This window comes from Kribbella italica, from assembly GCF_014205135.1.
Classification (GTDB): Bacteria; Actinomycetota; Actinomycetes; order Propionibacteriales; family Kribbellaceae; genus Kribbella; species Kribbella italica.
Genome location: NZ_JACHMY010000001.1, coordinates 160,430 through 184,743 on the forward strand (window position 1 = coordinate 160,430; position 24,314 = coordinate 184,743).

Below are 24,314 nucleotides of genomic sequence, written 5' to 3' on the forward strand. Positions count from 1 at the left end.
GTGGCGATCACATGGAAGGACATCCCCGGATACGAAGGCCACTACCAGGCCAGCTCGGACGGGCGGGTGAGAAGCCTGGATCGCACGGTCTCGATGGGGCGCGGCGGCCACACCAAGAAGATACGCGGATGCATCCTGCGCCCAACGGTAGAGCGGGATCGATGGGGTCACCTGAAGGTCGGTTTGCGCAGGGATGGCAAGACCGTCACTCGCCGGGTGCACAGCCTCGTGATGTTGGCGTTCGTCGGTGAGCGGGAGGACCCGAGCCTGGTGACCTGCCACGGAGATGGGAATCCGGCCAATAACCATCTCTGCAATCTCCGGTACGACACCCAGTCGAACAACAGTCTGGATGCGGTCAGGCACGGCACGCACCCCACCGGATCGAAGACCCACTGCCCGAAGAACCACGAGTACACCGCGGAGAACACCCTCGTGCGCCCCAGGGGTGAAGGGCGATTCTCTCGAACGTGCCTGACGTGCAAGCGCGCAGCTGGACGGAAGGGGCCGTAGTGGCAATCACTTTCACCAAGAAACATGTCGCCACGATGGCCGAGGTGCTCGACCGGGATCACGAAGACCTGGACGCCGCGGCTGTCGCGGCGCTGAGCGCGGCCTTGGAGATCATCGAAAAAAGGGCGAAGTTCACCGTGGTGGGCCAGCTCCGCTTCCCTGCCGGACACCTGACGCCGGACGAGGCGCGGGCCAACCAGGTGGCGCTCGGCTGGTACGCCACCGAGGGGCAGGCCGATGCCGCCGCCCTCTCGCTGGTCTACTCCACGGCCACGCACGAGACGTTCCAGACGTGGACGTTGCCGATCTTCAACGGCACGCCGGCTGCGTACTACACCACTCGGAAGCAGGCGCGAGAGGCGGCCGAGAACTCGCTGAAGTCCGGCCCCGAGGCCGAGCTCCAGCGCCGGGTGCAGTGGTTCAAGGACAACCCCGAGGCCGAGACGCCCGACTGGGGACCGATCTGGAAGACGGAGGTGAGTGTGTGAAGACCGTGGCGCACAGCATGTGCCCGTGTGGCAAGCGATCGTTCGCAAGTGAGCGGTTGGCCGAGAAGGCTCTCGGCAAGGCGAAGGCGAGCCACCGAGCTCGGATGGAGGTGGTCGGCTCGCGACGCATCGGCAAGCAGGAGAACCGCTTCTACCTGTGCCAGGCCGGCGACGCCTACCACCTCACATCGGAGAGCCGGCGCGACTACCAGATGCGCACCATCCCCGCCCCGACCCTGACCTGGGAGCAGTTCCAGGCGAGCGAGAGGAGAGCCGCGTGATTCCCACCGAAGCGAGAGACATCAACCGCCGGGGCATCCTCATCAAGGATGCACTGAGCGGACGAAGCGATCGCCGCATCCTGAAGGGAACCCTCGTTCGAGTCCTCGACATCAAGGCCGGCCCCTTCCACGGGCAGGCTGGACCGGGGAGCGACAAGGTCCTAGTCGAGCCTGCGGACACGGACGACTACGCGCTGTGGACCGCGGCGCGCAATGTGGAGCTGCTCGACGATGGCGTGCGCTACGGCCACACCCACGGCGTGGTCTTGCCGCCGGCCATGTCGATACAGACCCACGCCAAGTGGTTCTCGCCCGTCGAGAGCGGTGGCGAGGTCGTCCATCGGGGCATCACACACAACGGGCGGTTCCAGGGTCAGTCGGCGCAGTCCTACATCGACACGCTCGCCAGCAACGGACCGTTCGTGACTCTCGACTTCAACCGCGAGGTCCACCGCAACGACTTCCACGACATGCAACTCCGGGATGCAGTGATGCTCAGGGATCTGTTGGACGTGGCCATCCGAGACGCGCAGGAGGTACAGCAGTGAGGATTCTCAGCCCCATCCAATCGACGACCATCATGATCCTCGGTGACAACCCCGTGCGGTTGACGTTCCCGGACGGGGGCACCATCGACCTCGCCGTGGGGCAGGAGATCGAGGTGGAGGTCGTCGAGGCAAAGCCGCGGGGCACCACGAACTGCGGCGGTGAGCGCAAGCTCACGCCGAAGGCCGAGCCAACCACCGGCTGGGAGTGGGTGCGAGACTCGATGCGCCGCGGTGATGAGGCTGCGGTCGAGCGTCAGCGTGCCGAAGAGGCCCGACTGCGGCGCCGGCCGAGCAGGTTCGTCGACGGCGAGGGTGACACCTGGGTTCGGGACGCCGGCGGCACCTACGCCACCACTTGGGCCGGTGACTCCGGCTACTGGTCGGGGTGGACCTACGAGCACGTCGTCGACGCCTTCGGAGTGGGCTGGTGAGCACCCTCAGGGTCCCGAGCATCTACGAGCACCCGGTCGGCAAGATCGTGGAGATCGTGGAGGGCGAGCCCTACTCGAACCAGGTCGAGCCGAGCGGAACCACCGAGTGGATGGACGACGACGCCGAGGTGGTGACGAGCGAGATCGTGGAGGCTCGGCCGGCGGACCCGTTCGACCTGTTCGGACCGCCCGAGCCCAGACACACCATCATGGTCGACCTCGACGTGCCGGCCACGCTGATCCCGTCGACCACGCCAGGCCACTCGCATCTCTACATCGACGTGCCGGTGAACTGGAGTGACTACCAGCTCCTGCTCGACGCCCTGGCCTTGGTCGGTGCGGTCGAGCCGGGCTACGTCCAGGCATCCAAGGCTCGGGGCTTCACCTCCCTGCGCCTGCCGTGGGTGAAGAAGCGCAAGACCGCGGCGGCGGCGTGAAGGCAACCATCACCTGGGACGAGACCTGGCGCCGGACCGCCGAGGTCGAGGTTCAGGAGTGGGAGGTACGAGACGCCTTCGGAGTGAGTGAGCACGAGCCGATCACCGGCGATCAACTCTACGAGTACCTCGAAACGATCGAGGACGCCGGCGAGGGCATTCCCTGGATCACCGGCCAAGGGATGGAGGGCTACGACTTCATGCAGTACGACCTCACCGAGGTCGTCACCGACGAGTTCGGCTCGTCGAACGACCACAAGTGCTGGTGCATCGGGCTGGATCACCACCGGAAGTGCCCGAAGTGGGTGCTTCCGATCTGATCGAGGTCTACACGGACGGAGCTTGCTCCGGAGGCACCGGGGGATGGGCCTGGGTCGTCGCTGACGGCCCGGAAGGGTCCGGGGCAACCAACGACACCACCAACCAGCGAATGGAGCTCCAGGCGGCGTACGAGGCGGCTCAGTCACTGTTCGGTCCGCTCACCATCGTCTCCGACAGCTCGTACGTCGTGAACTGCTTCAAGCAGGGCTGGTGGAAGGGCTGGCACGCCCGGAACTGGGTCAACTCGGCCCGCAAGCCCGTCGCAAACAAGGACATCTGGGAACCGCTCATCGAGCTGGTCCTGCACCGCGGAGACATCGACTTCCGCTGGATCAAGGGCCACTCGGGGCACCCACTCAACGAACGAGCCGATCGCCTCGCGGTGGCGGCCAGACAGGGGGTACAGCAGTGATCGAGTTCGAGGGTTGGCCGAAGACGCCGCGCCTGTTCCGTGACGTGAGCATCACGGAGAAGATCGACGGCACCAACGCCGCGGTGATCATCCGCGAGTTCAGCTTCGGAGAGCTGGCCGACTACGCCGGCCCCGAGGTGCACGTGCTCGGCCCGGTGGGAGAGTGCGAGGTGCCCGAGAAGGAGTACCTCGTCGGGGCGCAGTCGCGGAAGCGCCTGATCACTCCGGGCAAGACCACCGACAACGCTGGCTTCGCGGGGTGGGTCTACGACAACGCCGTCTATCTGGTGGACATCCTCGGCACTGGCCGCCACTTCGGTGAGTGGTGGGGCTCCGGCATCCAGCGCAACTACGGCCTGACCGAGGGCGAGAAGCGGTTCAGTCTGTTCAACACCCACCGCTACCGCCCCCTGCTGACCGCCGCCGTGTCGGACATCGACGGCTACGAGATCCTGCCCGAGCTGGACGTGGTCCCTGAGCTGTACATCGGCCCGTTCTCCACCGACATCGTGTACATGGTGCTGGAGGACTTGCAGGAGACCGGCTCCCACGCGGCGCCGGGATTCATGAAGCCGGAAGGCGTCATCGTGCACCACTCGGCCGCCGGCCAGGTGTTCAAGGCCCTGTTGGAGAACGACCACCTGCCGAAGGGGGTTGCAGCGTGAGCAAGACGAGCTGGGAGGACATCGACCGGCTGACCAAGTTCTGCAAGGCGTACCGCGAGCGCCGGCCGAACTCGCCGATCGTCCGCGGAGTGAAGATCCCGGACGGCGACCCGATCCATCTGGACATCTCCGACCTGGAGACCCTGGTCGAGCAGGCGAAGGACCAACTCCCGCTCCGAGACAGGATGCGACTCCACGAGACCGTGCTCTGGACCTTCGACGAGGGGCAGCGGCGCGTGGTGCGGGTCGACCAGTCCAGCCCGACCGAGCGACGCATCATGGCGGCGCTGTGAGCACGCCGGCCGAGGTCGAGACCGACCCCATTCGGATCTACGCCGCCGAGATGGTGCGGAAGTACGGCCAGCACAACCCGGAGTGGGACCTGATCGCGGAGTGCTGGGAGGGCGAGGAGGATCTGACCGGTGAGGAGTTGGATCGAGCCTTCAGCCTGATCCTCCGGGCCGAGGTCGTCATCACGCTTCCGAGCGTGGAGGACGAGCTGTGAGCACCTACCGCGTCTACATGGGGACGGAGGCGTCCACCTCGGTTGAGGTCCAGGCCGAGGATCGCGAGGACGCCATCGAGAAGGCGTACGAGAAGTTCCAGGGCGTCATCTTGTGCCATCAGTGCGCGCACGAGGTGGACCTGGGCGACTTCGAGGTGCCGGTCGACAAGGACTACGCCGTCGAGCTGGTCGAATGAGCTGCGAGAACTGTCCACCCGTGGTCCACTTGACCCCGAAGGATCTCGCCGCGCGATGGCGGGTCTCGGTCGGCCATCTGGCCAACCTCCGCTCGGAGGGTAGAGGGCCGGACTTCATCCGGCCGGGGGGTCGAGTCGCCTATCGGTTGGCCGACATCGAGCAGTACGAGGAGCGCACCCTGGTGCGCCAACGCAAGGCTGCCTGACCGGGCGGCGGTGATCCACCACGACATGAAACGGGGGAGTGATGGCAGGGAAGGCGCTCGGGCTCGGAGAGCACGGAGAGATTGAGGCTATCCCGCAGAAGCGGGACGGGGCCGGCAAGTGGAAGCGGGCGGTACACCACCGCTCCGCTGAACGCTGGCGTGCCCGAGTCTACTTCCGTGGCTTCGATGGCATCACCCGAGAGATCTCCCGCTTCGGCAAGACCCGCCGGGCAGCCATCGAGAACGTCGAGGATGCCCTCAAGGAACAGCCAAGCCTGGGCGCCGCACTGGAGGGCATGACGCCATCAACGCCTGTCCCGCTGGCCGGAGAGCTCTGGCTTGAGCAGATCAAGCGCCCCGAGTCGAAGCTCTCGGCCGAGACGATCGACGACTACGAGCGTGCGTTCAAGAATCATGTGAAGGGCAAGTCGTCCACTCTGCGGGGTCTGACCCTGAAGCAGGCCAACGATCCCCAGAGGCTGCGCCTGTTCCTCCAGGAGGTGGCAGACCGACGCGGCACTGGTGCCGCCAAGATGGCCAGGCAGGTGATGTCGGGCATCCTCTGGATGGCGGTCGACGACGGCGTATTCACGGTGAACGCGACGAGGATGGTCAGGCCGGTCAAGGCGAAGGTCAAGAAGCAGACCGTGCGCCAGGCTCAGCACGACCACCAGCGTGCCTACACCGCCGAAGAGGCCGATGCGGTCATGGCGTACGCCGACAAGCTCGCCATCGACGAGGCCGCCAACCCACGGACGCTGCGGAAGTGGGCGACGACGGCCGACCTCAACGCATTCATGAAGGGCACGGGCGCTCGCATCGGCGAGGCTCGCGGCATGAGCTGGGAGGATGTCGACCTTCTCACGGGCTGGGCACTCATCCTCGGCACCAAGACCGAGGGGTCTAGGCGCGCGGTCAGGATGCCGAGCTGGCTCCTCGAACGGATACGAGAGCGAGGCGCTCGGTACGGGGTCGAGGGCCTGATCTTCCCATCACCCCATCAGACCGACGATCCCTGGAAGCCCTGGGATCAGTCGAACTGCAACAAGGCGGTCCGGCACATACTCGACGGCGCGGAGATGCCGTGGGCCATCCCGCACACCTGGCGTCGCACTGTCGCGAAGCGACTGGAGGAGGCTGGGTGGGATCTGTCCGACATCGCGGACCAGCTCGGCCACGGCGATCCATCCATGACGGCCGACCACTACCTGGAGCGCGATCTCATGGGACGAGGCGACTCGCGCGCCGCCGATATCCTCTAGCCAGCTCGCCCGAGGTGCCCGGTACAGTACCTCGGGCGGGATACGCCCCCGTAGCTCAGTCCGGATAGAGCGCCGGTCTTCTAAACCGTTGGTCGCTGGTTCGAGTCCAGCCGGGGGCGCAAGTACCCATCACCGGTAACTTAACCGGTAACTCACCTCAAAAAGAACGGCCCCTGACCTGCATAACCGCAGGTCAGGGGCCATATCTGTGTTTCCAGGACTTCTACCAACGGATTAGAAGTCCGACGCTCTATCCAGCTGAGCTACGGGCGCCCGTGCCTGCGGCACGGGGAAGAGTGTCTCAGATCGGGGGCCGATCACGCTCGTGGGTTCCCGGTGCGGCGTCACGGGGCGTACGCCGTACGGGGACAGCGGGTGGATAAGTACAGCCTTGTCGTTCCATCCCGGTAACGCCGAGTGGCCGGTTCTGCCGTGCTGACGGGACTCCAACTAGGCTGCGGTCATGAGTTACCCCTCAGGAGGCCCTGCCGACGCGCCGCAACCGGCGGCGAACGGCTCGGCCGGCGCGCCGTACCCGCAGCCGAACACGCTGGGACCGCACCCGGTCCCGGGCCAGCGGCGCAACCGGGGCCTGCTGATCGGCATCGTGATCGCGGTGGTGTTCGCGATCGCGGGGCTGCTGATCTTCGGCATCGTGGCCAAGTCGGTCGGTGCCAGCGGCTTCCTGTGGGGGATCGGGCTGGCCTTCGTCCCGATCGTGATCATCATCCCGCTCTACCTGTGGCTGGACCGCTACGAACCCGAGCCGGTCCGGTTCCTGGTGTTCGCACTCTGCTGGGGCGCGTTCATCGCGACCCTGGCCGCACTCCTGATCAACACCCAGGCCGCGAGCCTGCTGCACGAGACCACCGGCGGCGGCAACCGGGCCGCGGTCTTCGTCGCGCCGCCGGTCGAGGAGTTCGCCAAGGGCTCGGTGATCCTGCTGCTGGCGCTGGTCCGGCGCAAGGAGTTCGACGGGATCATCGACTCCCTGGTGTACGCCGGGATGGTCGGGATCGGCTTCGCCTTCACCGAGAACATCCTCTATCTCGGCCGCGTCTTCAACCAGCTCTCCGAGGAGGGCGGCAGCGCGGCCGGCGTCCAGGGCGTCATCGGGCTGTTCATCCTGCGCTGCGTGGTCTCACCGTTCGCGCATCCACTCTTCACCTCCTGTACGGCGATCGGCATCGGCATCGCGGTCCGGCACCGCAGTACGGCGGTCCGCTTCCTCGCGCCGGTGGTCGGATACCTGACCGCCGTGCTGCTGCACGGCCTGTGGAACGGCGGCGCGAGCTGGGCGGGCGGCAGCGGCTTCCTGACCGTGTACCTGTTCCTGATGGCGCCGCTGTTCATCGCGATGGTCGTCTTCGCGCTGGTGATGCGCTCTCGCGAGGGACAGATGATCGCGTCGAGGCTGTACGACTACGTGCGCTTCGGCTGGATGAACGGCCAGGACGTCCCCCTGATCGCGACGCTGCGCGGCCGCAAGGCCCTGCGCCAGAACGCGAAGCGGTACGGCCCGCAGGCCGAGGCCGCGGCGAAGGCCTTCCAGCACACCGCGACCGAGCTCGCGTACCTGCGCGACAAGATCGTCCGGCAGGTGATCGGCGCGGACGCGCTGGACACCGAGAAGAAGCTGCTGGACGAGCTGCGGGCGCGGAGACCTTCTGTTCCGTTCCCGCCGATGCCCGCGTTCGCCACCGCCACGCCTGCCATTGCGCCGGCTGGGCCGGGGGCACCGCCGTACGGCGGTCCGCCTGTGCCGCAGCAGGGGTATCCAGGGGGGCCTGGGTACGGCGGTGGGCCGCAACAGGGTGGGCCGGCGTACCAAGGTGGGGCTCAGCAGCCGGTGTACCCGGGTGGGCCGCAGCAGCAGGCGGCGTACCCGGGTGGGCCGCAGCAGCAGGGTGGGGCCCAGCAGCAGGGTGCGGCTCAGCCGCCGTACCAGCAGCCGCAGGAGGCGCCTCGGGGGCCGGAGCAGGGCGGTGGTCCGGGGGTACCTGGAGGACAACAGCCGGGTGGTTATCCGGACGGTCGGACGGGGTATCCGTCGGGGCAACCCGGCTACCCAGCGGGCCGGCCCGGTTACCCACCGGGACCCACTGGAACCCCGGGACCGCCGGGAGGATACGGTCCCTATCCACCGTCGCAGTGACTTGCCCCCCGTCCACGCCGCCACACGGGATGAAGATGACTTTGCTTCTGCGCTGTCCGACCGGGCACTCTGTGCTCGTGGACGGACACCGTGGCTGACATCAGGTCAGCAGCTGGTGAGGGTTCGGAGCGCTCGGATGAGCCGCAGGTTCCGGACCAGGCGGAGCCTGCCCGGATGACGACCGACACCGGTGCCAAGGGCAAGGGCTTCTGGCGCCGCCGCCGTCGCAAGACGGAGGCGGTCGAGCCGGAGGCGACGCCTGCTGTCGAGCCGACGCCTGGGCCGGCCACGGAGTCGACTGCTGACCCGAAGCCTTCCGACGACGAGACCGTGGCGTCGGCTGACGCGGATGCGAAGCCTGCTGCCGACGAGGCTGTGGCGTCGCCTGATGCGGATGCCGAACCTGCCGCCGACGAGGCGACCACGCCGGCTCCTGCGGATGCGAAGCCTGCCGCCGACGAAGCGAGTGCGCCGGCTGCTGCGGATGCGGAGCCTGCCGCCGACGAGTCGACGGAGGAGTCGGCCGAGCCGACGGCTGCTGCTGAGTCTGCGCCGAAGGATGCTGCTGCGGCTCCTTCGAACAAGTCGGCGGAAGGCGACGAGCCCAAGCCGGCCGATGCGGTCGAGCCGGGCAAGGCCGACGAGGCCCAGCCCGACTCGAAGGACGAGCCCACCGACGAGAAGGCGTCCGAAGATGAGGACGACCGACCGGCCGTAGGTGTGACGTACGAGCCGGAGGAGTCTCCGGACGGCTTCCCGTTGGAGTACGGCGAGATCATCATCGGTCTGCCGAAGGGCGGCGAGGTCCCGGAGTCCGAGCGGATGGTCGACCCGCAGACGGTCGCCGCCGAGGTGCCGGACGACAAGCCGGAGAAGGCGGCCGCCAAGGATTCAGCGGAAGAGCCGGCCACCGAGGCAGAGAAGGAAGAGCCGGCAACAGAAGAAGCCGCTCCCACCGAGCCCGAGCCCGAGGACACCGACGAGGCTTCGGACGAAGCCGACTTGGAGACCGAGGCTGCGGACGAGCCGGTCGAGGAGGTCGCACCAGCTGCAGACGAGTCTGTAGAGGAGTCGCCGGCCGACGATGCTGAGGCTTCGGACACCGATGAGGCTTCGGACGAAGTCGCCCCGGAAGAAGAAATCGCGCCCGACGAAGAAGCCGTGTCCGCCGAAGAAGTCGAGGCGGAAGAAGAGGCCGCCCCGGACGAAGAAGCCGAGCCGGAGGTTGTGCTTTCGGCTGAAGAACTGGCGGCGAAGGCGGCCGAGCAGCAGGCGGCGATGGCTCTCATCACCGCGTTGATGAAGCTGCGCGGAGCACTTGCCGACAGCAAGCTTCCCCTGGATGTGGTCGGCGCCGACGAGGCTCGCCAGCAGCGGAAGGCGATGCTCGACCAGCTGGACGACTACGTCCTCCCGCGTCTCGTGCAGCTCGAAGCACCCGTCCTCGCAGTCGTCGGCGGATCCACCGGTGCCGGCAAGTCGACGCTGGTGAACAGCCTCATCGGCCAGGTCGTCAGCGAGCCCGGCGTACTGCGCCCGACCACCCGGTCCCCGGTCCTCATCCATCACCCCGCCGACGCCGAGTGGTTCGCCGGCGACCGGGTCCTCCCCGGCATGGCGCGCTCGAGCGGCGACAGCCCGGGCGGCATGGAGGACCCCGGCCAGATCCGTTTGGTTGCCGCCGACACCATTCCGCGCGGCCTCGCCGTACTGGATGCCCCGGACATCGACTCCGTCGTCGAGGCCAACCGCGACCTCGCGACGCAGCTGCTCGCGGCCGCGGATCTCTGGCTGTTCGTCACGACCGCCGCCCGGTACGCCGACGCGGTGCCGTGGGAGTTCCTGCAGAGCGCGTCCGACCGCAGTACGGCGGTCGCCGTCGTACTGGATCGCGCCCCGGCCGACACCATCGACGACATCACCGGTCACCTCGCCCAGATGCTGCTCGAGCGCGGCCTCGGCGACTCGCCGTTGTTCAGCATCAAGGAGACCGTGGTCGACGACCGCGGCATGCTGCCGAACGAGACGGTTGCCTCGATCAAGGACTGGCTGATCGACCTGGCCGCCGACGCGGAGGCGCGGTCGGCCGTCGTACGGCGGACGCTGCAGGGCGCGGTCACCGCGATGACGAAGAAGACGCCGGCCTTCTCGAAGGCGGTCCGGGACCAGGCCGACACGTTCGTCGAGCTGCGCGCCAACGCCGAGACGGCGTACGAGCGCGGGGTGAAGGACATCGCGAAGGCGACCCAGGACGGCACGATGCTGCGCGGCGAGGTGCTGGCCCGCTGGCAGGAGTTCGTCGGGACCGGCGAGCTGCTGAAGGGTCTGCAGACCAACGTCGGACGCATGCGCGACAAGGTCCGCGCGTCGATCGTCGGCAAGCCGCCGCCGACCCGCGACCTCAACGACGCCGTCGAGTCCGGGCTGGAGTCGTTGCTGCGCGAGCACGCGGAAGCCGCGGCCGAGCGGGCCGAGGAGTCGTGGCAGTCGACCGCCGCCGGACGGCAGCTGCTCGCCGCCGGTGAACGCGACCTGGGCCGGATGTCGAAGGACTTCCCGGCGTCCGCGGGCCGTGCGGTGCGTGAGTGGCAGGGCTTCGTGCTCGACCTGGTCCGCAAGGAAGGCGCGGACAAGCGGTCGACGGCGCGCATTCTGGCGTACGGCGTGAACGGCCTGGGCCTGTCGCTGATGGTCGTCATCTTCGCCAGCACGGCGGGCATCACCGGCGCCGAGGTCGGCGTCGGCGCGGGCACCGCGGTGGTCGGGCAGAAGCTGCTGGAGGCGGTGTTCGGCGACCAGGCGGTGCGGACCCTGGCGGCGAAGGCCCGGCAGGACCTTGACGATAGGGTTCATGCGTTGATGGATGCGGAATTCGCCCGCTACCTGGCTGTGCTCGACCAGCATCCGGTCGATCCCGAAGCACCCAGGCAACTGACCGAGGCCGCACGCGCGGTGGAGGACTGCACGTGACGGGAATTGTGGATACGGTCAAGGGCCTGGTGCGCGGCTCTTCCGATGTCCTGACCAAGATCGAGGCGCTGGAGGACGCGGCCGAGGCCGGCAAGGGCCGCCTCGACCGGGTAGTGCTCAGTGAGGCCGAGCAGATCGTCGACCGGGCCGGGCAGCGGCTGCGGATGTCCGGCGACCTGACGGTGGTCGCACTGGCCGGGGCCACTGGTTCCGGCAAGTCGTCGCTGTTCAACGCGCTGACCGGGCTCGACCTGGCCGCGATCGGTACGCGCCGCCCGACCAGCTCGATGCCGCTGGCCTGTGTGTGGGGTGAGGAGCCGGCCGGCGAGGTGCTGAACTGGCTGGGTATCCCGCGGCGCCACCAGGTGCAGCACCGCAGCTCGCTGGAGGAGGCGCAGTCGGAGGACCTGGACGGACTGGTCCTGCTGGACCTGCCCGACCACGACTCGACCGAGGTCGAGCACCGGCTGATCGTGGACCGGCTGGTCGAGCTGGTGGACCTGCTGATCTGGGTGGTCGATCCGCAGAAGTACGCCGACGCCGCGCTGCACAACCGGTACATCAAGCCGTTCGCGTCGCACTCGTCGGTGATGGTGTTCGCGCTGAACCACATCGACAAGCTCACCGAGGACCAGCGCAAGAGCTGCCTGACCGACCTGGACCGGCTGCTGAAGGCCGACGGGCTGAAGAATCCGACCGTGGTCGGTACGTCGGCGGTCAGCGGCGACGGCCTGGCCGAGATGCGCGGCCTGCTGGTCAAGCGGGTCAGCAACAAGCGTGCGGCGCGGGAGCGACTGGCGGCCGACGTCGACCGGGTCGCGGACCGGATGGCCAGCCAGTGCGGTACCGCGAAGACGCCGGAGATCGCCAAGTCGGACATCACCGAACTGGTCGACGCGCTGTCGGATGCTTCCGGCGTACCGGTGGTGGTCGACGCCGTACGGCGTTCGTACCTGCAGCGCGCTCGCGCGGCGACGGGCTGGCCGGTGACCAAGTGGCTCGGCCGGTTCCGGCCCGACCCGTTGCGGCGGCTGCACCTGGACGGCGGCGCGCGCCAGCAGGGCAAGGCGGCCCGCAAGTCCGCGTCCAACGAGGTGTCGATCGCCCGCTCTTCGTTGCCTGCGGCAACACCGGTGCAGCGGGCCCGGATGGACACCGCCGTACGGACGATCACGAACAAGGCCGCCGAGGGGCTTTCGCGGCCGTGGGCGGACTCGGTGCGGACCTCGGTGCGCAAGCGCGAGGAGTCGCTGGGCGACGAGCTGGACCAGGCTGTCGCGCGGACCGATCTCGGGGCGACGTCGACGCCGGGCTGGTGGGGCGCGGCGCGATTCCTGCAGTGGCTGCTGTTCCTGGTGGCGCTGGGTGGCGCGGTGTGGCTGGCCGTTCTGGCCGTCGTCGGGTACCTGCAGCTGGAGGACCCGCCGCTACCGAAGTGGAACGGGATCCCGTACGCGACGCTGATGCTGATCGGCGGCGTCGTGATCGGGGTGCTGGTGTCGGTGGCGTGCCGGCTGTTCGCCGCGAACGGCGCGAACCGGCGGGCCCGGCTGGTGGCACGGGCGCTGCGGTCGGAGCTGGAGAAGGTTGCCGACAGCCACGTTGTCGACCCGGCCCGGACCGAGCTGGACGCGTACACGATCTGCCGCGACAAGCTGGCGGTCGCGCGGCGCTGACGCGCCCGCCGTGAACACGAGACCGGGACCGTGAACAGGTGCTGGCCTGTTCACGGTCCCGGTGTGTCGGTGCCTAGTTCTCCGGCGGGTTCTCGGGGACGTACTGGGCCGTCGAGATCGCGATCGCCTCGTCGAGGTCCTTGTCCGTGGTGGTCCCGGAGGCGCGGATCGCCTCGATCCAGGCCTTGATGCAGGCCTCGTTGTACTCGACGACCTCGGGGGAGTTGGCCATCTCCACCGGGTCGGCGTCCTCGGGAAGGTCGCCGTCCAGGTAGAGGGCGAGGCCGGCGATGGCGCCGTCCCAGCCCGGGCCGACGTACAGGGCGCCGGCTCCGCCGGGAGCGGGCGGGCCCTCCATCGAGTGCTCCAGCTCGAAGTCGGTGGTGTCACCGGTGCCGGGCGTCAGCCGGACCTCGAGCAGGCTGGTCGGGCCGCCGAAGGTGACCTTGTAGCGCTGGGGCGGCTCGCACTCCAGGATCTCGCCGCCCGCGTTGCCCTGGATCTGGAAGCTGCCGCCGACCTTGAGCTCGCCGGTGACGGGGGAGAACCAGCGAGCCATCCGCGCGGGGTCGGTGAGTGCGTCCCAGACCTCGTCGGGCGTTCCCTGGTAGGTGCGGCGCATCCGCACCGTCGCCGTCTCGCCGGTCCGGGTGACCTCGCGCTGGACCGCGGTGATGTGTTCCAGGATGTCCATCGGTGTGCTGCCGCCTCTCGTGAAGTGCTTGCCGGGCTCCAGAATGACGGGGTTCGCTTATATAAGTCAAGGCTAAGGCTTTGAGTTGTCCCCAGGCCCGGAAGTCGTCCTCCCGGGAAGGTCGATCGCGGGCATCTTCTCTGGTGACAGCACATCCGCGATCGGAGGAATCATGAGCAATGACGCGTACCTGACCCTGACCGGCTGGGTCGGCAGTGAGGTCGAGCTGAAGAAGCTGGAGGGCGGGTCGACGGTGGCGTCGTTCCGGATCGGGTCGACGCCGCGGAGCTTCGACAAGGGCCAGAACACGTGGGTGGACCGCCCGACGACCTGGTTCACCGTGGACTGCTGGCGCTCGCTGGCGCAGAACGTCGCCGAGTCGATCAACCGCGGCGACCCCGTCGTGGTCTACGGCCGCCTGAAGACCAGCGAGTGGACCGAGAACGGCGAACCCCGCTCCCGCACGCTGATCGAAGCCTTCGCGGTCGGCCACGACCTCTCCCGCGGTACGACGTCCTTCCGCAAACAGTTGCCCCAAGGGTTCGGGGCACAGTCTTCGCCGTTCGACGATCTCCCGGTCGAAGCGAACCCCTTCAGCGCCGAGGAGGCCGCGTGAGAGGTGGACTGGTCAGGACAGACCGGGGCAGGGTGAGCGGGTGACCGAATTCGTGAAGGAGAACTTGACCGGTGCGCGGTTCGAGGACGTCCATCTCACCGGCGCGAGCTTCCACGACGTCGATCTGTCCGGCGCGCGGTTCCAGCTCGTGGACCTGAGCGGCGTCACGATCCGCGGCGCCGCACTGGTCGACGTGGAGATCGACGCGCAGATCGAGAACCTGCGGATCAACGGCGTCGACGTCGTACCGCTGGTGGAGGCGGAGCTCGATCGTCTGCAGCCCGAGCGCGCCAAGATGCGCCCGGTGGACGCTGCCGGCTATCGCGAGGCCTGGGCCGCTCTCGAGCGCTTGTGGGACGGGACGGTCGAGCGGGCTCGGGCGTTGCCGGCCGAGCGGTTGCACGAGCGGGTCGACGGGGAGTGGTCGTTCGTCGAGACACTGCGGCATCTCGTGTTCGCGACGGACGCATGGATCGGCCGGGCCGCATTGGGTGATCCTGCACCGTGGCACCCGCTCGGCTTGCCCCACGACGAGATGCCCGACTCGCCGCCGGTCCCTCGCGATCGCGATGCTCGTCCTGGGTTGGACGAGATCCTCGCGGCCCGGGGCGAGCGCCAGGCGATGGTGCGCGAGTACTTCGCCCGGCTCACCGACGACCAGCTCACGACTTCGACAGCCCCCGTGGAGGGTCCTGGCTATCCCGCATCCGAGAGCTACCCGCTCACCCGCTGCCTGCGCGCCGTCGTACAGGAGGAGTGGCTGCACCGCCTGTATGCCGAACGGGACCTGGATGTACTCACCTCGACCGGCTGAAGGGCTGTGTGGACGGTGGGTACGGAGTTCGTATGTTCTGGAGATTGCTGGCCGCGCCTCGGTGGATCGTCGGTGGATCGATGGCGCTGGTCGTCTTCGTCGGGTACTCGATCGGGTTCAAGCTGACCAAGGAGCAGCTCTCGTGGCCGGAGGCTCTGCTGATCGGCGCGCTGGGAGGGGTGGTTGTCGCGGTGGCGGTTGTGCTGGGACTGACGATGCGTCAGCGCGAGCTGAGGGCCGTCGGGGCTGATCGGTTGTCGCCTGGACAACAGGCGAAGGCTTACCGGGCCGCGCAGCGAGGGCGGGTCGATGCCGACCCGGAGATCCGTGCTGCCGCGCTGCGGATCGCCGAGTACCGGGTGAAGGGAGGATCGAGGCAGGACCGATTGTTCGTCGTGGGGGCGGTGCTGCTCGCGACGTCAGCGGTGATCAACCTCACGGCGGGCAAGCTCAGCAGTGCGATCATCGCGCTCGTGGGTGTGGCTGGTTTCGTGGTTCTGCTTGCGCAGCTGAAGACGGCCCGCCGTCGAGCAGCCGAACTGGTGAACGCTGCCGCTCCTGGGGATGCCGCTGCTCATGCACCCGCCTCGGCCCCTGACCGGGCTGGTCCGGCAACGAGCACGCACCCTGTGCCCGCGCCGACCTCCACCTCGACCTCCGCCCCGGGGTCGGCTTCTCCCCACGCCCCTTCCGCTTCTCCTTCTGGCTCCCCGGACAACGGACTCCCCGAGGACGGCAAGGGCTGACGGGTGGGCGCCGGTTGGGATTGGGCGGGGGGCAGCGCATAGGCTCTGGAGCATGGCGGAATTCATCTACACCCTTCGTAGTGTCCGGAAGGCGCACGGGGACAAGGTCGTGCTCGACGACGTCACCCTGAACTTCCTGACCGGGGCGAAGATCGGCGTGGTCGGGCCGAACGGCACCGGCAAGTCCTCGCTGTTCAAGATCATGGCGGGACTGGACCAGGCCTCGAACGGTGAGGCGCGGCTGGCCGAGGGCGCCACGGTGGGGATCCTGCTGCAGGAGCCGCCGCTGACCGAGGGCAAGACGGTCCTGGAGAACGTCGAGGAAGGTGTCGGCGACACCAAGAAGAAGCTCGACCGGTTCAACGAGATCAGCGCCGAGCTGGGTGAGCCCGACGCCGACTACGACACGTTGCTGGCCGAGATGGGCGACCTGCAGACCGAGCTCGACCACCGCAATGCGTGGGACGTCGACGCTCAGCTGGAGCAGGCGATGGACGCGCTACGCTGCCCGCCGCCCGAGACGATCGTCGACAACCTGTCCGGTGGCGAGCGCCGCCGGGTCGCGCTGTGCAAGCTCCTGCTGCAGCAGCCCGACCTGCTGCTGCTCGACGAGCCCACCAACCACCTGGACGCCGAGTCGGTGCTCTGGCTGGAGCAGCACCTGCAGAAGTACCCGGGCGCCGTCCTGGCGATCACCCACGACCGGTACTTCCTGGACAACGTCGCCGAGTGGATCCTGGAGATGGACCGCGGCAAGACCTACGGGTACGAGGGCAACTACTCGAAGTACCTGGAGACCAAGCAGGCCCGTCTGGTCGTCGAAGGCCAGAAGGACGCGAAGCGGCAGAAGATCCTGGAGCGCGAGCTCGAGTGGGTCCGGTCGAACGCGAAGGCCCGGCAGACCAAGAGCAAGTCCCGCCTGGCCCGGTACGAGGAACTGGCCGCCGAGGCCGAGCGCTCCAAGAAGCTCGACATCGACGAGATCAACATCCCGGCCGGTCCGCGACTGGGCAGCACCGTGCTCGAGGTCAGCAAGCTGGAGAAGGGCTTCGGCGACCGCAAGCTGATCGACGGCCTGAGCTTCTCGCTGCCGCGCGCCGGCATCGTCGGCATCGTCGGTCCGAACGGTGTCGGCAAGTCGACGCTGTTCCGGATGATCGTCGGCGAGGAGACCCCGGACAAGGGGTCGCTGAAGCTCGGCGAGACCGTGCGGATCTCGTACGTCGACCAGTCGCGCGGCGGCCTGGACCCGAAGAAGACGGTCTGGCAGATGGTGTCCGACGAGCTCGACTACATCAAGGTCGCGAACTTCGAGATGCCGAGCCGCGCGTACGTCGCGTCGTTCGGGTTCAAGGGCCCGGACCAGCAGAAGCCGACCGGCGTCCTGTCCGGCGGTGAGCGCAACCGGCTGAACCTCGCGCTGACCCTGAAGATGGGCGGCAACCTACTGCTGCTCGACGAGCCCACCAACGACCTGGACGTCGAGACCCTGCAGTCGCTCGAGGACGCCCTGCTCGAGTTCCCCGGCTGCGCCGTGGTGATCTCCCACGACCGGTGGTTCCTCGACCGCGTCGCCACCCACATCCTCGCCTGGGAAGGCACCGACGAGGACCCGTCCGCGTGGTTCTGGTTCGAAGGCAACTTCGCGTCGTACGAGGCCAACAAGATCGAACGCCTCGGCGCCGAAGCGGCCCGCCCCCACCGCGTCACCCACCGCAAACTCACCCGCGACTGACCTGCGGTCGACCTGGTCGGCACAGCCCCCACCTTCCTCGGCGGAAGGTGGGGGCTCTTTCGTCCAGCACACGCCATCGGCCGGCCCGCAGCTTGACGAGAAGCGATGCGGGGAGACCGGACTCCCGGAGGACCTGGTCAGCCTGGTCGAGCCGGTGTCGCCGAACGCCAGGCCTCGTCGCCGAACGCACGGGGCCATCGCCCAACCGCGATGATCGAGCTCGCCGACGTGCCGGCCGGTTCGGTCACCACCGAGCACCTGTGCGCCCCGGTACGGAAGGTCGTCTTGCGGTGCCGGGAGTGGGCTGGTGGCGATCGGCGGGGCTAGAGGCCTGAGGCGGCTGGTCATTTGTCGTCCTGCGGTGCCAGGGGGTGGTGGTGATCAGCGGAGGTGGAGGCTGCGGCGGGTTGGTCTGAGGCGGCCGGTCGTTGTCGTCCTGCGGCGCCGGGGGGAGGGGCTGGTGGTGACCGGCGGGGCTGGAGGCTGTGGCGGTTGGCCTGAGGTGACCGGTCGTTTGTCGTTCACCGGGGTCGGGGCCTGGTTTGATCAGCGGAGTTGGAAGCTGCGGCGGTAGGCCTGGGGGACATCTGCAGGCGGCGGGTGAAGTGCTGGCGGAGGTTGACGGCGGTGCCGAAGCCGCAGTGCTGGGCGATGTCTTCTACCGGGAGGTCCGAGGTTTCCAGGAGCTCTTGGGCGTGGCGCACTCGCTGGGTGAGTAGCCACTGCAGTGGGGTCGTCCCGGTCTGTTCGCGGAAACGGCGGTTGAGGGTTCGCGGGCTCATCGCTGCCTGCCGGGCGATGTCGGGCAGCGTCAACGGCTGGTCCACGTGGTCGCGTAACCACCTCATCGTCGGCTCGAGCGAACCGCTGTCGGCGGCGGGTTCCTGGTGGACGATGAACTGCGCCTGGCCGCCGTCACGCTGCGGTGCGATCACGATGTGGCGGGCGACCTCAGCCGCCACCGCCGCACCGAAGTCGTTGCGGACCATGTGGATGCACAGGTCGAGGCCTGTCGCCGCACCGGCGGACGTCAGTACGTCGCCTCCGTCGACGAACAGCACGGTGGGATCGACCTCGACCCGTGGGAACCGCCGGGCGAAGTCCGCGGCCGAGGTCCAGTGGGTCGTCGCCCGCCGACCGTCGAGCAGTCCCGCCGCGGCCAGTAGGTAGGCACCGCAGCAGACAGAGGCGATCCGCGCGCCGCGGGCGGAGGCCTCGCGCAGGACGTCCAGCACCTCGACCGCGGGTTCCCAGTCCGTGCGCGTCCCCGGCACGATCACCGTGTCGGCGGTCAGCACCTCTTCCAGGCCGTACGGCGCGGTGAGCCGGAACAGCTCCGCACCGCTGCGGCCGACGACGGCGAGGTCGGGTCGCTCCCCGCAGATGACGACCTCGTACAACGGAGCGCCGAACACCGCCCCAGCCGGCTTGTCCCGTGAGTGCGCCGTCCCGAACACCTGGCCGGGGATCGCGAGCTCGAGGCTCTTCACCTGGTGGGCGGCCACGACGGCGACGCGATGCATGACCACAATCTATCGATGCGGGGCATTCTTGCCACTGTCGAGCGCGACCGGGCGTCGCGACGATGATTCCGTGCTCATCCTCGCCCAGGTCCTCGTCTCCGTCGCCGGCCTCCTGCTGCTGGTCCTGTCCGGCTGGCTGATCGACCAGGTGCTCAAATAGTTTGCTTCGAGGCTAAGCATAAGTAATACTTAGCCTCATGGCACAGTATGACGAGGCGGTCGACGGGGTGTTCGTCGCACTCGCCGATCCCACCCGGCGCAGCGTGATCCGGCGCCTCGGCCGCGGGCCGACGAGCGTGGGCGAGCTGGCCGGCGGGTTTCCGATGACGCTGCCGTCGTTCATGAAGCACGTCCGGACGCTGGAGTCGAACGGCCTGATCCGGACGGTCAAGGTCGGGCGGGTCCGGACGTGTGTGCTGAACCGGGAACGGCTCGCGCTGGTGGACGACTGGCTGGCTGAGCAGCGGGCGACGTGGGAAGAGCGGACTGATCGGCTGGAGAGTCTGGTCGGCGAACTGATGGAGGAGGACCAATGAATCCCGAGCTCGATCTGGTGGTGGAACGGGTGATCCGCGCGCCGCGGGCGGTGGTGTGGAGTGCCTGGACCGAGCCGTCGCGGTTTGCGCGGTGGTGGGTGCCGGCCCCGACGGTGTGTCGTGTCGACCGGCTCGAGGTGCGGCCCGGTGGTGGGCTGGTGACCCGGATGAGCGACGACGGCGCGACGTTCGTGCCGCACCTCGACGCGAGCTTCGTGGTGGCCGAGGAGCTGGAGCGGATCGTGTTCACGAACACGATCGACAGTTCCTGGCACCCGACGAACCCGACGCCGATCGCGATGACGGCTGAGGTCACGTTCGCCGATCACCCGGACGGGACGGCGTACCGGATCGTCGTTCGGCATGGGGATCCGGCGTCGCGCAAGCTGCACGAGGAAATCGGGTTCGCCGACGGGTGGGGGTCGGTCACCGCGCAGCTTGCGGAGGTTGCCGAGAGCGAGGTGGCGAGATGAAGCTCGTCCTGACCGAGTTCGTCACGCTGGACGGTGTGTGCCAAGGACCCGGGTCGCCGACCGAGGATCCGAGTGACGGGTTCACGCGGGGCGGATGGCTGATTCCGTTCCTGGACGAGACCTTCGTACGCCGTACGTCGGAATGGCTCGGGCTGGCGGACGGCCTGTTGCTCGGGCGGCGGACGTACGAGGCGTTCGCGCGGGACTGGCCGGAGATCACGGACCCGGACGACCCGTTCACGGTCCGGATGAACGCGCTGCCGAAGTACGTCGCCACGAGCACGCTGACCGAGGCCTCGTGGAATCCGACGACGATCCTCGAAGGTGACCCGGTCGAGTCGGTCGCGAAGCTCAAGGCCGAGCCGGGGCGAGAGCTGCAGATCCACGGCAGCGGGCGGCTGGGCAACGCGCTGCTCGCCGCTGGGCTCGTCGACACGCTTCGCTTGGCCGTTGCTCCGACGGTCGTCGGCTCCGGCCGCCGGCTGCTCGATCACCCCGGCATGCCCGTCGGTCTTCGACTGAGCAAGCACGAGGTGACCGGGACAGGCCTGCTGCTGCTCGAGTACGACGCGACGGGCACGGCCGAGGTGGGCGAGTACGAAGGTGTCGGCGCCTTCGTCTAACGCGGCAGGGTGAGGATCTCGGCGCCGTGATCGGTGATCGCGATGGTGTGCTCGCTGTGGGCGGTGCGGCAGCCGGTGGCGCTGCGCAGGGTCCAGCCGTCGTCGTCGGTGACGAGCTCGGCGGTGTCGGCCATGATCCACGGCTCGAGCGCGAGCAGGAGTCCGGGGCGGAGTTTGTAGCCGCGGCCGGGGCGGCCCGTGTTCGAGATGTGGGGGTCCTGGTGCATCGTCGAACCGATGCCGTGGCCGCCGAACTCGGTGTTGATCTCGTACCCGGCTTCGCTGAGGACCGTCCCGATGGCGTGCGAGAGGTCGCCGATCCGGGCACCCGGCCCGGCGGCGGCGATGCCCGCGGCCAGGGCGCGTTCGGTCGTGTCGATCAGCGCGACGCTCTCCGCGGGCTTCGACTCGCCGACGATGAAGCTGATCGCGGAGTCCGCGGCGACGCCGCCCTTCAGAACGGCGAGGTCGAGGCTGAGCAGGTCGCCGTCGGCCAGGGTGTAGTCGTGCGGCAGTCCGTGCAGTACGGCGTCGTTGACGCCCGTGCAGATGTAGTGGCCGAACGGCCCGCGCCCGAACGACGGCGCGTAGTCGACGTAGCAGGACTCCGCGCCGGCCTCGAGGATCATCGCCTTGGTCCACGCGTCGATGTCGAGCAGGTTCGTGCCGACCGTGGCGCGGCTCTTCATCGTCTGCAGGATGTCCGCGACCAGGGCGCCGGTCTCCTGCGCGCGGGGTAGTTCGGAGGGGCTCAGGATCTCGATCATGCGGCGCCTTTCGTGTGCTACCAATAACTATCCCGGCCATATTATCCCGGGACTAGAATCGGTTCATGGTCAGGTTGCCGCTCACCCCCGCGGAGGTCGAACGCGGGCAGCGCCTCGGCGCTCTGCTGCGCCTCGCGCGGGGCGAGCGCTCGATGCTCGAGGTCGCGCTCGACGCGCGGGTCTCGCCGGAGACACTGCGCAAGATCGAGTCCGGGCGGGTGGCGACGCCGGCCTTTCCGACGATCGCGGCGATCGCCGACGTACTCGGGTTGTCGCTCGATGCCGTGTGGGCGGAGATCAGCCGGCCCGAGGGCAGTCCGGGGCGCAACGCGCGGGAGTGGTTGGCCTCGTGATCAAGGCCCGTAGCGTTTGACGATCGCCGTGGCGCGGTCGTGCAGGGTTGTGCGGAGCCAGTGGGGTTCCAGGACTTCCGCGTTCGTCGCGAGTTGCCACAGTGCCCAGACGGCGTGACGCGCGTCCTGGAACGTCGCCTCCATCAGCAGCCGGCCGTCGTCTTCCTCGGTCTCGGACAGTACGGCGAGCGCCGTACCGACGAGGTCCTTGCGGCGTACCGGGTTCACTCGGGCCAGTACGGCGACCTGGTCGCCGCCGGTGCGGAACCGCGTACTGCGTTCCTGCCAGGCGCGGTCGAGGTCGATCTCGTCCGGGCGCTCGGCGGGTTCGGTGAGCACCTCGGCGTCGAGGACTCGGGAGAGTCGGTACGTACGATCCTCGCCTGATTTCGTGGCCAGCAGGTAGCCCTGTTCGCGGACCGTGACGAGGCCGATCGGGTCGACTGTGCGCCACTCCGGGGGCTTCTCGGCGGCCGCGTAGTGGATCCGGAGCCGGTGCCCGGTCAGCACAGCACGTCGTACGGCGGCCATGACTGCGTCGGGGACTTCCTCCGTGTCGCGGCGGCGTGAGAGGAGGTCGATCTCGGGCTCGAGCAGGAGGCGCTGGGCCGCGCCGGTCGCGGTGTCGCGGTAGTTGTCGGGGAGGGCGTCGACGACCTTGAGCATGGCCGACGCGAGGGCTGAGCCGAGGCCGAACGCCTGGGCGCCGCGCCGTGATCCGGCGACCAGCAGGGCGAGGGCTTCGTCGTGACCGAGCCCGGTGAGCTCGGTCTGGAAGCCGGGCAGCAGGGTGAAGCCGCCATGGCGGCCGCGCTCGGCGTACACCGGTACGCCGGCGGCGGAGAGCGCTTCGATGTCGCGCAGCACGGTGCGCGTGGAGACCTCGAGCTCGCGGGCGAGTGTGGTCGCGGAGAGTTGGCCGCGCTGCCGCAGCAGGAGAACCAGCGATACCAACCGGTCGGCGCGCACGCTCGAAACCGTACCGGAATACATGACCAAGGGTGTCGTGAATTGTTGGCAGGCTCGTCGACGAACATCCGATGCGGCGAATGGAGCTGAAGTGGCAGTGGAGCGAACGGCGGTCAACCCGGTGACGTGGTCGGTGGGAATGGGCTTCAACCAGGGGGAACTCGTCTCCGGGCACACGCGGACGTTGTACTGCTCCGGGCAGACCGCGATGAACGCCGACGGCAAGCCCGAGCACGACGGCGACATGGCGGGGCAGCTGGCACTGAGCCTCAGCAACCTGGAGGCGTTGCTCGCGGAGGCGGGGATGTCGCTGGGGGATCTGGTGCGGCTCAACGTGTACACGACGGACGTCGACCTGCTGTTCCAGCACTACGGCGTACTGGCGTCGCGACTCGGGGCTGCGGGGGTGGCGCCGAGTACGACCATGCTCGGGGTGACCCGACTGGCGATCCCGGGGCAGATGGTGGAACTGGAGGGGACTGCTGTGGCGTAGTGCCGCCCGTCGATTTCGTGAGGCTGACATCGGCCGACGGACGCGACAGTCGACCGTAAGGGCTCTGAAGGTGCTCCGTGGTGCGCTGGAGGAACTCAACCAGCGACAGGGAGGACAGGAAGATGAAGGTCACACTGCGGATGGCGGGAACGGCGTTGGCGTCTGGTGGTCTTGTGATCGGGGGAGCGTTGACCTCGGCGGCGGCGGCGCCTGCGCCTGCGCCTGCAAGCCAGAGCAGTCAGTCAGCGATGGCTGCGCTGCCGACCTGCTACCGGACGCTCAAGGTGGTGACGCCGATCAATTACGCGATACTGCCGGCGGCCGCCAACCTCGAGTGTCAGATGGGCATCGGATCGGCTGGACCGCAGGTCACGCCACTCCAAGTGTCGCTGAACCGGTGCCACGGGGCCGGGCTTGCTGTCGACTCGAAGTACGGACCGAAGACAGCTGCTGCCGTCCGGGCCGTGCAGGCGGCCAACGGGATCGCTGCCGACGGGATCTACGGGCCGGACACCCGGCGGGTGGTCAAGTGGCTGTTCAGCGACGGCAGGTGCCTGCGGGTGCTCGGTCCGTAGGCCACGACTCGAAGCCCTTCTGTGCGGCGGCGCGAGTAGACGCTTTGGAGCAGCATGTACCTTGCCACCTCCGGGTCGCCGGAGGTGGCAAGGGCAGCGGTTACTTGAGCCAGTGGATGCTGTGGCGGTGCTGGTGGCTGGCGAAGTCGTAGTCGTCGAGGGGTCGCCGGCGTTCCAGGCGCGGAGAAGCCGGTGCGGCTCGTCGCGCTCGCGTGCGTAGTACAGGTGGTGGATCTCCTCGGCATCCGGCCCGAACCGGCCGTGCGGGTGCCGATCGGTGCCGTCGCTGCGTGCGGGCTCGCAGGTGGCGTTCTTGAAGCGCGGGCGCTA

At 68.4% G+C, this 24,314-nt stretch carries 31 protein-coding genes and 1 tRNA gene; 28 read left to right on the forward strand and 4 right to left on the reverse strand.

Translation table 11 applies throughout. The annotated features are described in order from the left end of the window. From HDA39_RS00905 to HDA39_RS00990, 18 genes are all read left to right on the forward strand, one after another. Complete coding sequence (locus tag HDA39_RS00905; RefSeq protein WP_184793337.1) at positions 1-513, forward strand: NUMOD4 domain-containing protein; 513 nt, start codon at positions 1-3, stop codon at positions 511-513. Beyond that, complete coding sequence (locus tag HDA39_RS00910) at positions 513-1,001, forward strand: hypothetical protein (RefSeq protein WP_184793338.1); 489 nt, start codon at positions 513-515, stop codon at positions 999-1,001. Before HDA39_RS00905 ends, HDA39_RS00910 begins: the two co-directional genes overlap by 1 nt. Continuing rightward, complete coding sequence (locus HDA39_RS00915) at positions 998-1,282, forward strand: hypothetical protein (protein ID WP_184793339.1); 285 nt, start codon at positions 998-1,000, stop codon at positions 1,280-1,282. Before HDA39_RS00910 ends, HDA39_RS00915 begins: the two co-directional genes overlap by 4 nt. Beyond that, entirely contained in the window at positions 1,279-1,830 is a 552-nt protein-coding gene (locus HDA39_RS00920) for a hypothetical protein (protein ID WP_184793340.1), read from the forward strand. The genes HDA39_RS00915 and HDA39_RS00920 overlap by 4 nt, the downstream gene beginning before the upstream one ends. Then, positions 1,827-2,261 (forward strand): hypothetical protein, encoded by a 435-nt coding sequence (locus HDA39_RS00925; RefSeq protein WP_184793341.1) that lies wholly within the window; start codon positions 1,827-1,829, stop codon positions 2,259-2,261. The genes HDA39_RS00920 and HDA39_RS00925 overlap by 4 nt, the downstream gene beginning before the upstream one ends. Continuing rightward, entirely contained in the window at positions 2,258-2,698 is a 441-nt protein-coding gene (locus HDA39_RS00930; RefSeq protein ID WP_184793342.1) for a hypothetical protein, read from the forward strand. Before HDA39_RS00925 ends, HDA39_RS00930 begins: the two co-directional genes overlap by 4 nt. Next, on the forward strand, positions 2,695-3,018 hold the full coding sequence (locus HDA39_RS00935) for a hypothetical protein (protein ID WP_184793343.1): 324 nt from the start codon (positions 2,695-2,697) through the stop codon (positions 3,016-3,018). The genes HDA39_RS00930 and HDA39_RS00935 overlap by 4 nt, the downstream gene beginning before the upstream one ends. Next, a complete protein-coding gene (locus HDA39_RS00940) occupies positions 3,000-3,431 on the forward strand; it encodes a ribonuclease H family protein (protein ID WP_337925581.1) in 432 nt (143 codons plus the stop codon). Before HDA39_RS00935 ends, HDA39_RS00940 begins: the two co-directional genes overlap by 19 nt. Then, a complete protein-coding gene (locus tag HDA39_RS00945) occupies positions 3,428-4,096 on the forward strand; it encodes an RNA ligase family protein (protein ID WP_202892829.1) in 669 nt (222 codons plus the stop codon). The genes HDA39_RS00940 and HDA39_RS00945 overlap by 4 nt, the downstream gene beginning before the upstream one ends. Continuing rightward, the gene (locus HDA39_RS00950; RefSeq protein ID WP_184793344.1) at positions 4,093-4,389 is read left to right on the forward strand and encodes a hypothetical protein; all 297 of its coding nucleotides are present in this window, start codon (positions 4,093-4,095) and stop codon (positions 4,387-4,389) included. The genes HDA39_RS00945 and HDA39_RS00950 overlap by 4 nt, the downstream gene beginning before the upstream one ends. After that, positions 4,386-4,601, forward strand: a complete 216-nt coding sequence (locus tag HDA39_RS00955) for a hypothetical protein (RefSeq protein ID WP_184793345.1) — start codon at positions 4,386-4,388, stop codon at positions 4,599-4,601. The genes HDA39_RS00950 and HDA39_RS00955 overlap by 4 nt, the downstream gene beginning before the upstream one ends. Beyond that, a complete protein-coding gene (locus HDA39_RS00960) occupies positions 4,598-4,798 on the forward strand; it encodes a hypothetical protein (RefSeq protein WP_184793346.1) in 201 nt (66 codons plus the stop codon). Before HDA39_RS00955 ends, HDA39_RS00960 begins: the two co-directional genes overlap by 4 nt. A 20-nt stretch (positions 4,799-4,818) precedes the next feature. Then, positions 4,819-5,004, forward strand: a complete 186-nt coding sequence (locus tag HDA39_RS00965) for a MerR family transcriptional regulator (protein WP_202892830.1) — start codon at positions 4,819-4,821, stop codon at positions 5,002-5,004. 41 nt (positions 5,005-5,045) lie between these two features. Next, positions 5,046-6,266 carry a tyrosine-type recombinase/integrase gene (locus HDA39_RS00970; RefSeq protein ID WP_184793348.1) on the forward strand — a complete coding sequence of 407 codons (1,221 nt, stop codon included), beginning with the start codon at positions 5,046-5,048 and terminating at the stop codon, positions 6,264-6,266. A 44-nt stretch (positions 6,267-6,310) separates the two neighbouring features. Next, positions 6,311-6,385: transfer RNA gene (locus tag HDA39_RS00975), tRNA-Arg, on the forward strand. A 344-nt stretch (positions 6,386-6,729) separates the two neighbouring features. Beyond that, positions 6,730-8,421: a PrsW family intramembrane metalloprotease gene (locus tag HDA39_RS00980; RefSeq protein WP_184793349.1), complete on the forward strand. Its 1,692-nt coding sequence runs from the start codon at positions 6,730-6,732 to the stop codon at positions 8,419-8,421. Positions 8,422-8,595: 174 nt separating this feature from the next. Further along, complete coding sequence (locus HDA39_RS00985) at positions 8,596-11,391, forward strand: AAA family ATPase (RefSeq protein ID WP_184793350.1); 2,796 nt, start codon at positions 8,596-8,598, stop codon at positions 11,389-11,391. Continuing rightward, positions 11,388-13,067, forward strand: a complete 1,680-nt coding sequence (locus HDA39_RS00990) for a GTPase (protein ID WP_184793351.1) — start codon at positions 11,388-11,390, stop codon at positions 13,065-13,067. Before HDA39_RS00985 ends, HDA39_RS00990 begins: the two co-directional genes overlap by 4 nt. A 73-nt stretch (positions 13,068-13,140) precedes the next feature. On the opposite strand, the gene HDA39_RS00995 is transcribed toward HDA39_RS00990, so the two are convergent. Beyond that, on the reverse strand, positions 13,141-13,761 hold the full coding sequence (locus tag HDA39_RS00995) for an SRPBCC family protein (protein ID WP_184793352.1): 621 nt from the start codon (positions 13,759-13,761) through the stop codon (positions 13,141-13,143). A 172-nt stretch (positions 13,762-13,933) separates the two neighbouring features. Between HDA39_RS00995 and HDA39_RS01000 the strand changes: the two genes are divergently transcribed. From HDA39_RS01000 to ettA, 4 genes are read left to right on the forward strand one after another with little or no spacing between them, the layout of a single operon-like run. Continuing rightward, complete coding sequence (locus tag HDA39_RS01000; RefSeq protein ID WP_184793353.1) at positions 13,934-14,377, forward strand: single-stranded DNA-binding protein; 444 nt, start codon at positions 13,934-13,936, stop codon at positions 14,375-14,377. Between the two features lie 40 nt (positions 14,378-14,417). Next, on the forward strand, positions 14,418-15,191 hold the full coding sequence (locus tag HDA39_RS01005) for a DinB family protein (protein ID WP_184793354.1): 774 nt from the start codon (positions 14,418-14,420) through the stop codon (positions 15,189-15,191). A gap of 32 nt (positions 15,192-15,223) precedes the next feature. After that, complete coding sequence (locus tag HDA39_RS01010) at positions 15,224-15,937, forward strand: hypothetical protein (protein ID WP_184793355.1); 714 nt, start codon at positions 15,224-15,226, stop codon at positions 15,935-15,937. Between the two features lie 52 nt (positions 15,938-15,989). Then, on the forward strand, positions 15,990-17,672 hold the full coding sequence (ettA, locus tag HDA39_RS01015) for an energy-dependent translational throttle protein EttA (RefSeq protein ID WP_184793356.1): 1,683 nt from the start codon (positions 15,990-15,992) through the stop codon (positions 17,670-17,672). Positions 17,673-18,193: 521 nt separating this feature from the next. Here ettA and HDA39_RS01020 read toward each other — a convergent pair. Continuing rightward, complete coding sequence (locus tag HDA39_RS01020; RefSeq protein ID WP_184793357.1) at positions 18,194-19,195, reverse strand: GlxA family transcriptional regulator; 1,002 nt, start codon at positions 19,193-19,195, stop codon at positions 18,194-18,196. Between the two features lie 197 nt (positions 19,196-19,392). Here HDA39_RS01020 and HDA39_RS01025 point away from each other — a divergent pair, with 197 nt between their 5' ends. The 3 genes from HDA39_RS01025 to HDA39_RS01035 are packed head-to-tail and all read left to right on the forward strand — an operon-like array spanning position 19,393 to position 20,827. Continuing rightward, complete coding sequence (locus tag HDA39_RS01025) at positions 19,393-19,731, forward strand: ArsR/SmtB family transcription factor (RefSeq protein ID WP_184793358.1); 339 nt, start codon at positions 19,393-19,395, stop codon at positions 19,729-19,731. Next, positions 19,728-20,204, forward strand: coding sequence for an SRPBCC domain-containing protein (locus HDA39_RS01030; RefSeq protein WP_184793359.1), 477 nt, complete (start codon positions 19,728-19,730; stop codon positions 20,202-20,204). The genes HDA39_RS01025 and HDA39_RS01030 overlap by 4 nt, the downstream gene beginning before the upstream one ends. Beyond that, positions 20,201-20,827 (forward strand): dihydrofolate reductase family protein, encoded by a 627-nt coding sequence (locus tag HDA39_RS01035; RefSeq protein ID WP_184793360.1) that lies wholly within the window; start codon positions 20,201-20,203, stop codon positions 20,825-20,827. Before HDA39_RS01030 ends, HDA39_RS01035 begins: the two co-directional genes overlap by 4 nt. Here HDA39_RS01035 and map read toward each other — a convergent pair. Then, entirely contained in the window at positions 20,824-21,594 is a 771-nt protein-coding gene (map, locus tag HDA39_RS01040) for a type I methionyl aminopeptidase (protein WP_184793361.1), read from the reverse strand. The two genes, HDA39_RS01035 and map, sit on opposite strands and share 4 nt — an antisense overlap. A gap of 65 nt (positions 21,595-21,659) precedes the next feature. On the opposite strand from map, the gene HDA39_RS01045 reads away from it, so the two are divergent. Continuing rightward, the gene (locus tag HDA39_RS01045; RefSeq protein WP_184793362.1) at positions 21,660-21,947 is read left to right on the forward strand and encodes a helix-turn-helix transcriptional regulator; all 288 of its coding nucleotides are present in this window, start codon (positions 21,660-21,662) and stop codon (positions 21,945-21,947) included. Here HDA39_RS01045 and HDA39_RS01050 read toward each other — a convergent pair whose 3' ends face one another. After that, positions 21,948-22,916, reverse strand: coding sequence for an HTH domain-containing protein (locus tag HDA39_RS01050; protein WP_184793363.1), 969 nt, complete (start codon positions 22,914-22,916; stop codon positions 21,948-21,950). A gap of 97 nt (positions 22,917-23,013) precedes the next feature. Here HDA39_RS01050 and HDA39_RS01055 point away from each other — a divergent pair, with 97 nt between their 5' ends. Further along, positions 23,014-23,409 (forward strand): Rid family hydrolase, encoded by a 396-nt coding sequence (locus HDA39_RS01055; protein WP_184805375.1) that lies wholly within the window; start codon positions 23,014-23,016, stop codon positions 23,407-23,409. A 248-nt stretch (positions 23,410-23,657) separates the two neighbouring features. Further along, entirely contained in the window at positions 23,658-23,984 is a 327-nt protein-coding gene (locus HDA39_RS01060; protein ID WP_184793364.1) for a peptidoglycan-binding domain-containing protein, read from the forward strand. The last annotated feature ends 330 nt before the right edge of the window (positions 23,985-24,314 follow it).

Excerpts from the sequence above, each read along its gene's own strand:
- HDA39_RS00970 (WP_184793348.1), top strand. The coding sequence starts at position 5,046 with ATGGCAGGGAAGGCGCTCGGGCTCGGAGAGCACGGAGAGATTGAGGCT.
- HDA39_RS00980 (WP_184793349.1), top strand. The coding sequence starts at position 6,730 with ATGAGTTACCCCTCAGGAGGCCCTGCCGACGCGCCGCAACCGGCGGCG.
- HDA39_RS00985 (WP_184793350.1), top strand. The coding sequence starts at position 8,596 with ATGACGACCGACACCGGTGCCAAGGGCAAGGGCTTCTGGCGCCGCCGC.
- HDA39_RS00995 (WP_184793352.1), bottom strand. The coding sequence starts at position 13,761 with ATGGACATCCTGGAACACATCACCGCGGTCCAGCGCGAGGTCACCCGG.
- HDA39_RS01000 (WP_184793353.1), top strand. The coding sequence starts at position 13,934 with ATGAGCAATGACGCGTACCTGACCCTGACCGGCTGGGTCGGCAGTGAG.
- HDA39_RS01010 (WP_184793355.1), top strand. The coding sequence starts at position 15,224 with ATGTTCTGGAGATTGCTGGCCGCGCCTCGGTGGATCGTCGGTGGATCG.
- ettA (WP_184793356.1), top strand. The coding sequence starts at position 15,990 with ATGGCGGAATTCATCTACACCCTTCGTAGTGTCCGGAAGGCGCACGGG.
- HDA39_RS01020 (WP_184793357.1), bottom strand. The coding sequence starts at position 19,195 with ATGCATCGCGTCGCCGTCGTGGCCGCCCACCAGGTGAAGAGCCTCGAG.
- HDA39_RS01025 (WP_184793358.1), top strand. The coding sequence starts at position 19,393 with ATGGCACAGTATGACGAGGCGGTCGACGGGGTGTTCGTCGCACTCGCC.
- HDA39_RS01030 (WP_184793359.1), top strand. The coding sequence starts at position 19,728 with ATGAATCCCGAGCTCGATCTGGTGGTGGAACGGGTGATCCGCGCGCCG.
- HDA39_RS01035 (WP_184793360.1), top strand. The coding sequence starts at position 20,201 with ATGAAGCTCGTCCTGACCGAGTTCGTCACGCTGGACGGTGTGTGCCAA.
- map (WP_184793361.1), bottom strand. The coding sequence starts at position 21,594 with ATGATCGAGATCCTGAGCCCCTCCGAACTACCCCGCGCGCAGGAGACC.
- HDA39_RS01045 (WP_184793362.1), top strand. The coding sequence starts at position 21,660 with ATGGTCAGGTTGCCGCTCACCCCCGCGGAGGTCGAACGCGGGCAGCGC.
- HDA39_RS01060 (WP_184793364.1), top strand. The coding sequence starts at position 23,658 with ATGGCTGCGCTGCCGACCTGCTACCGGACGCTCAAGGTGGTGACGCCG.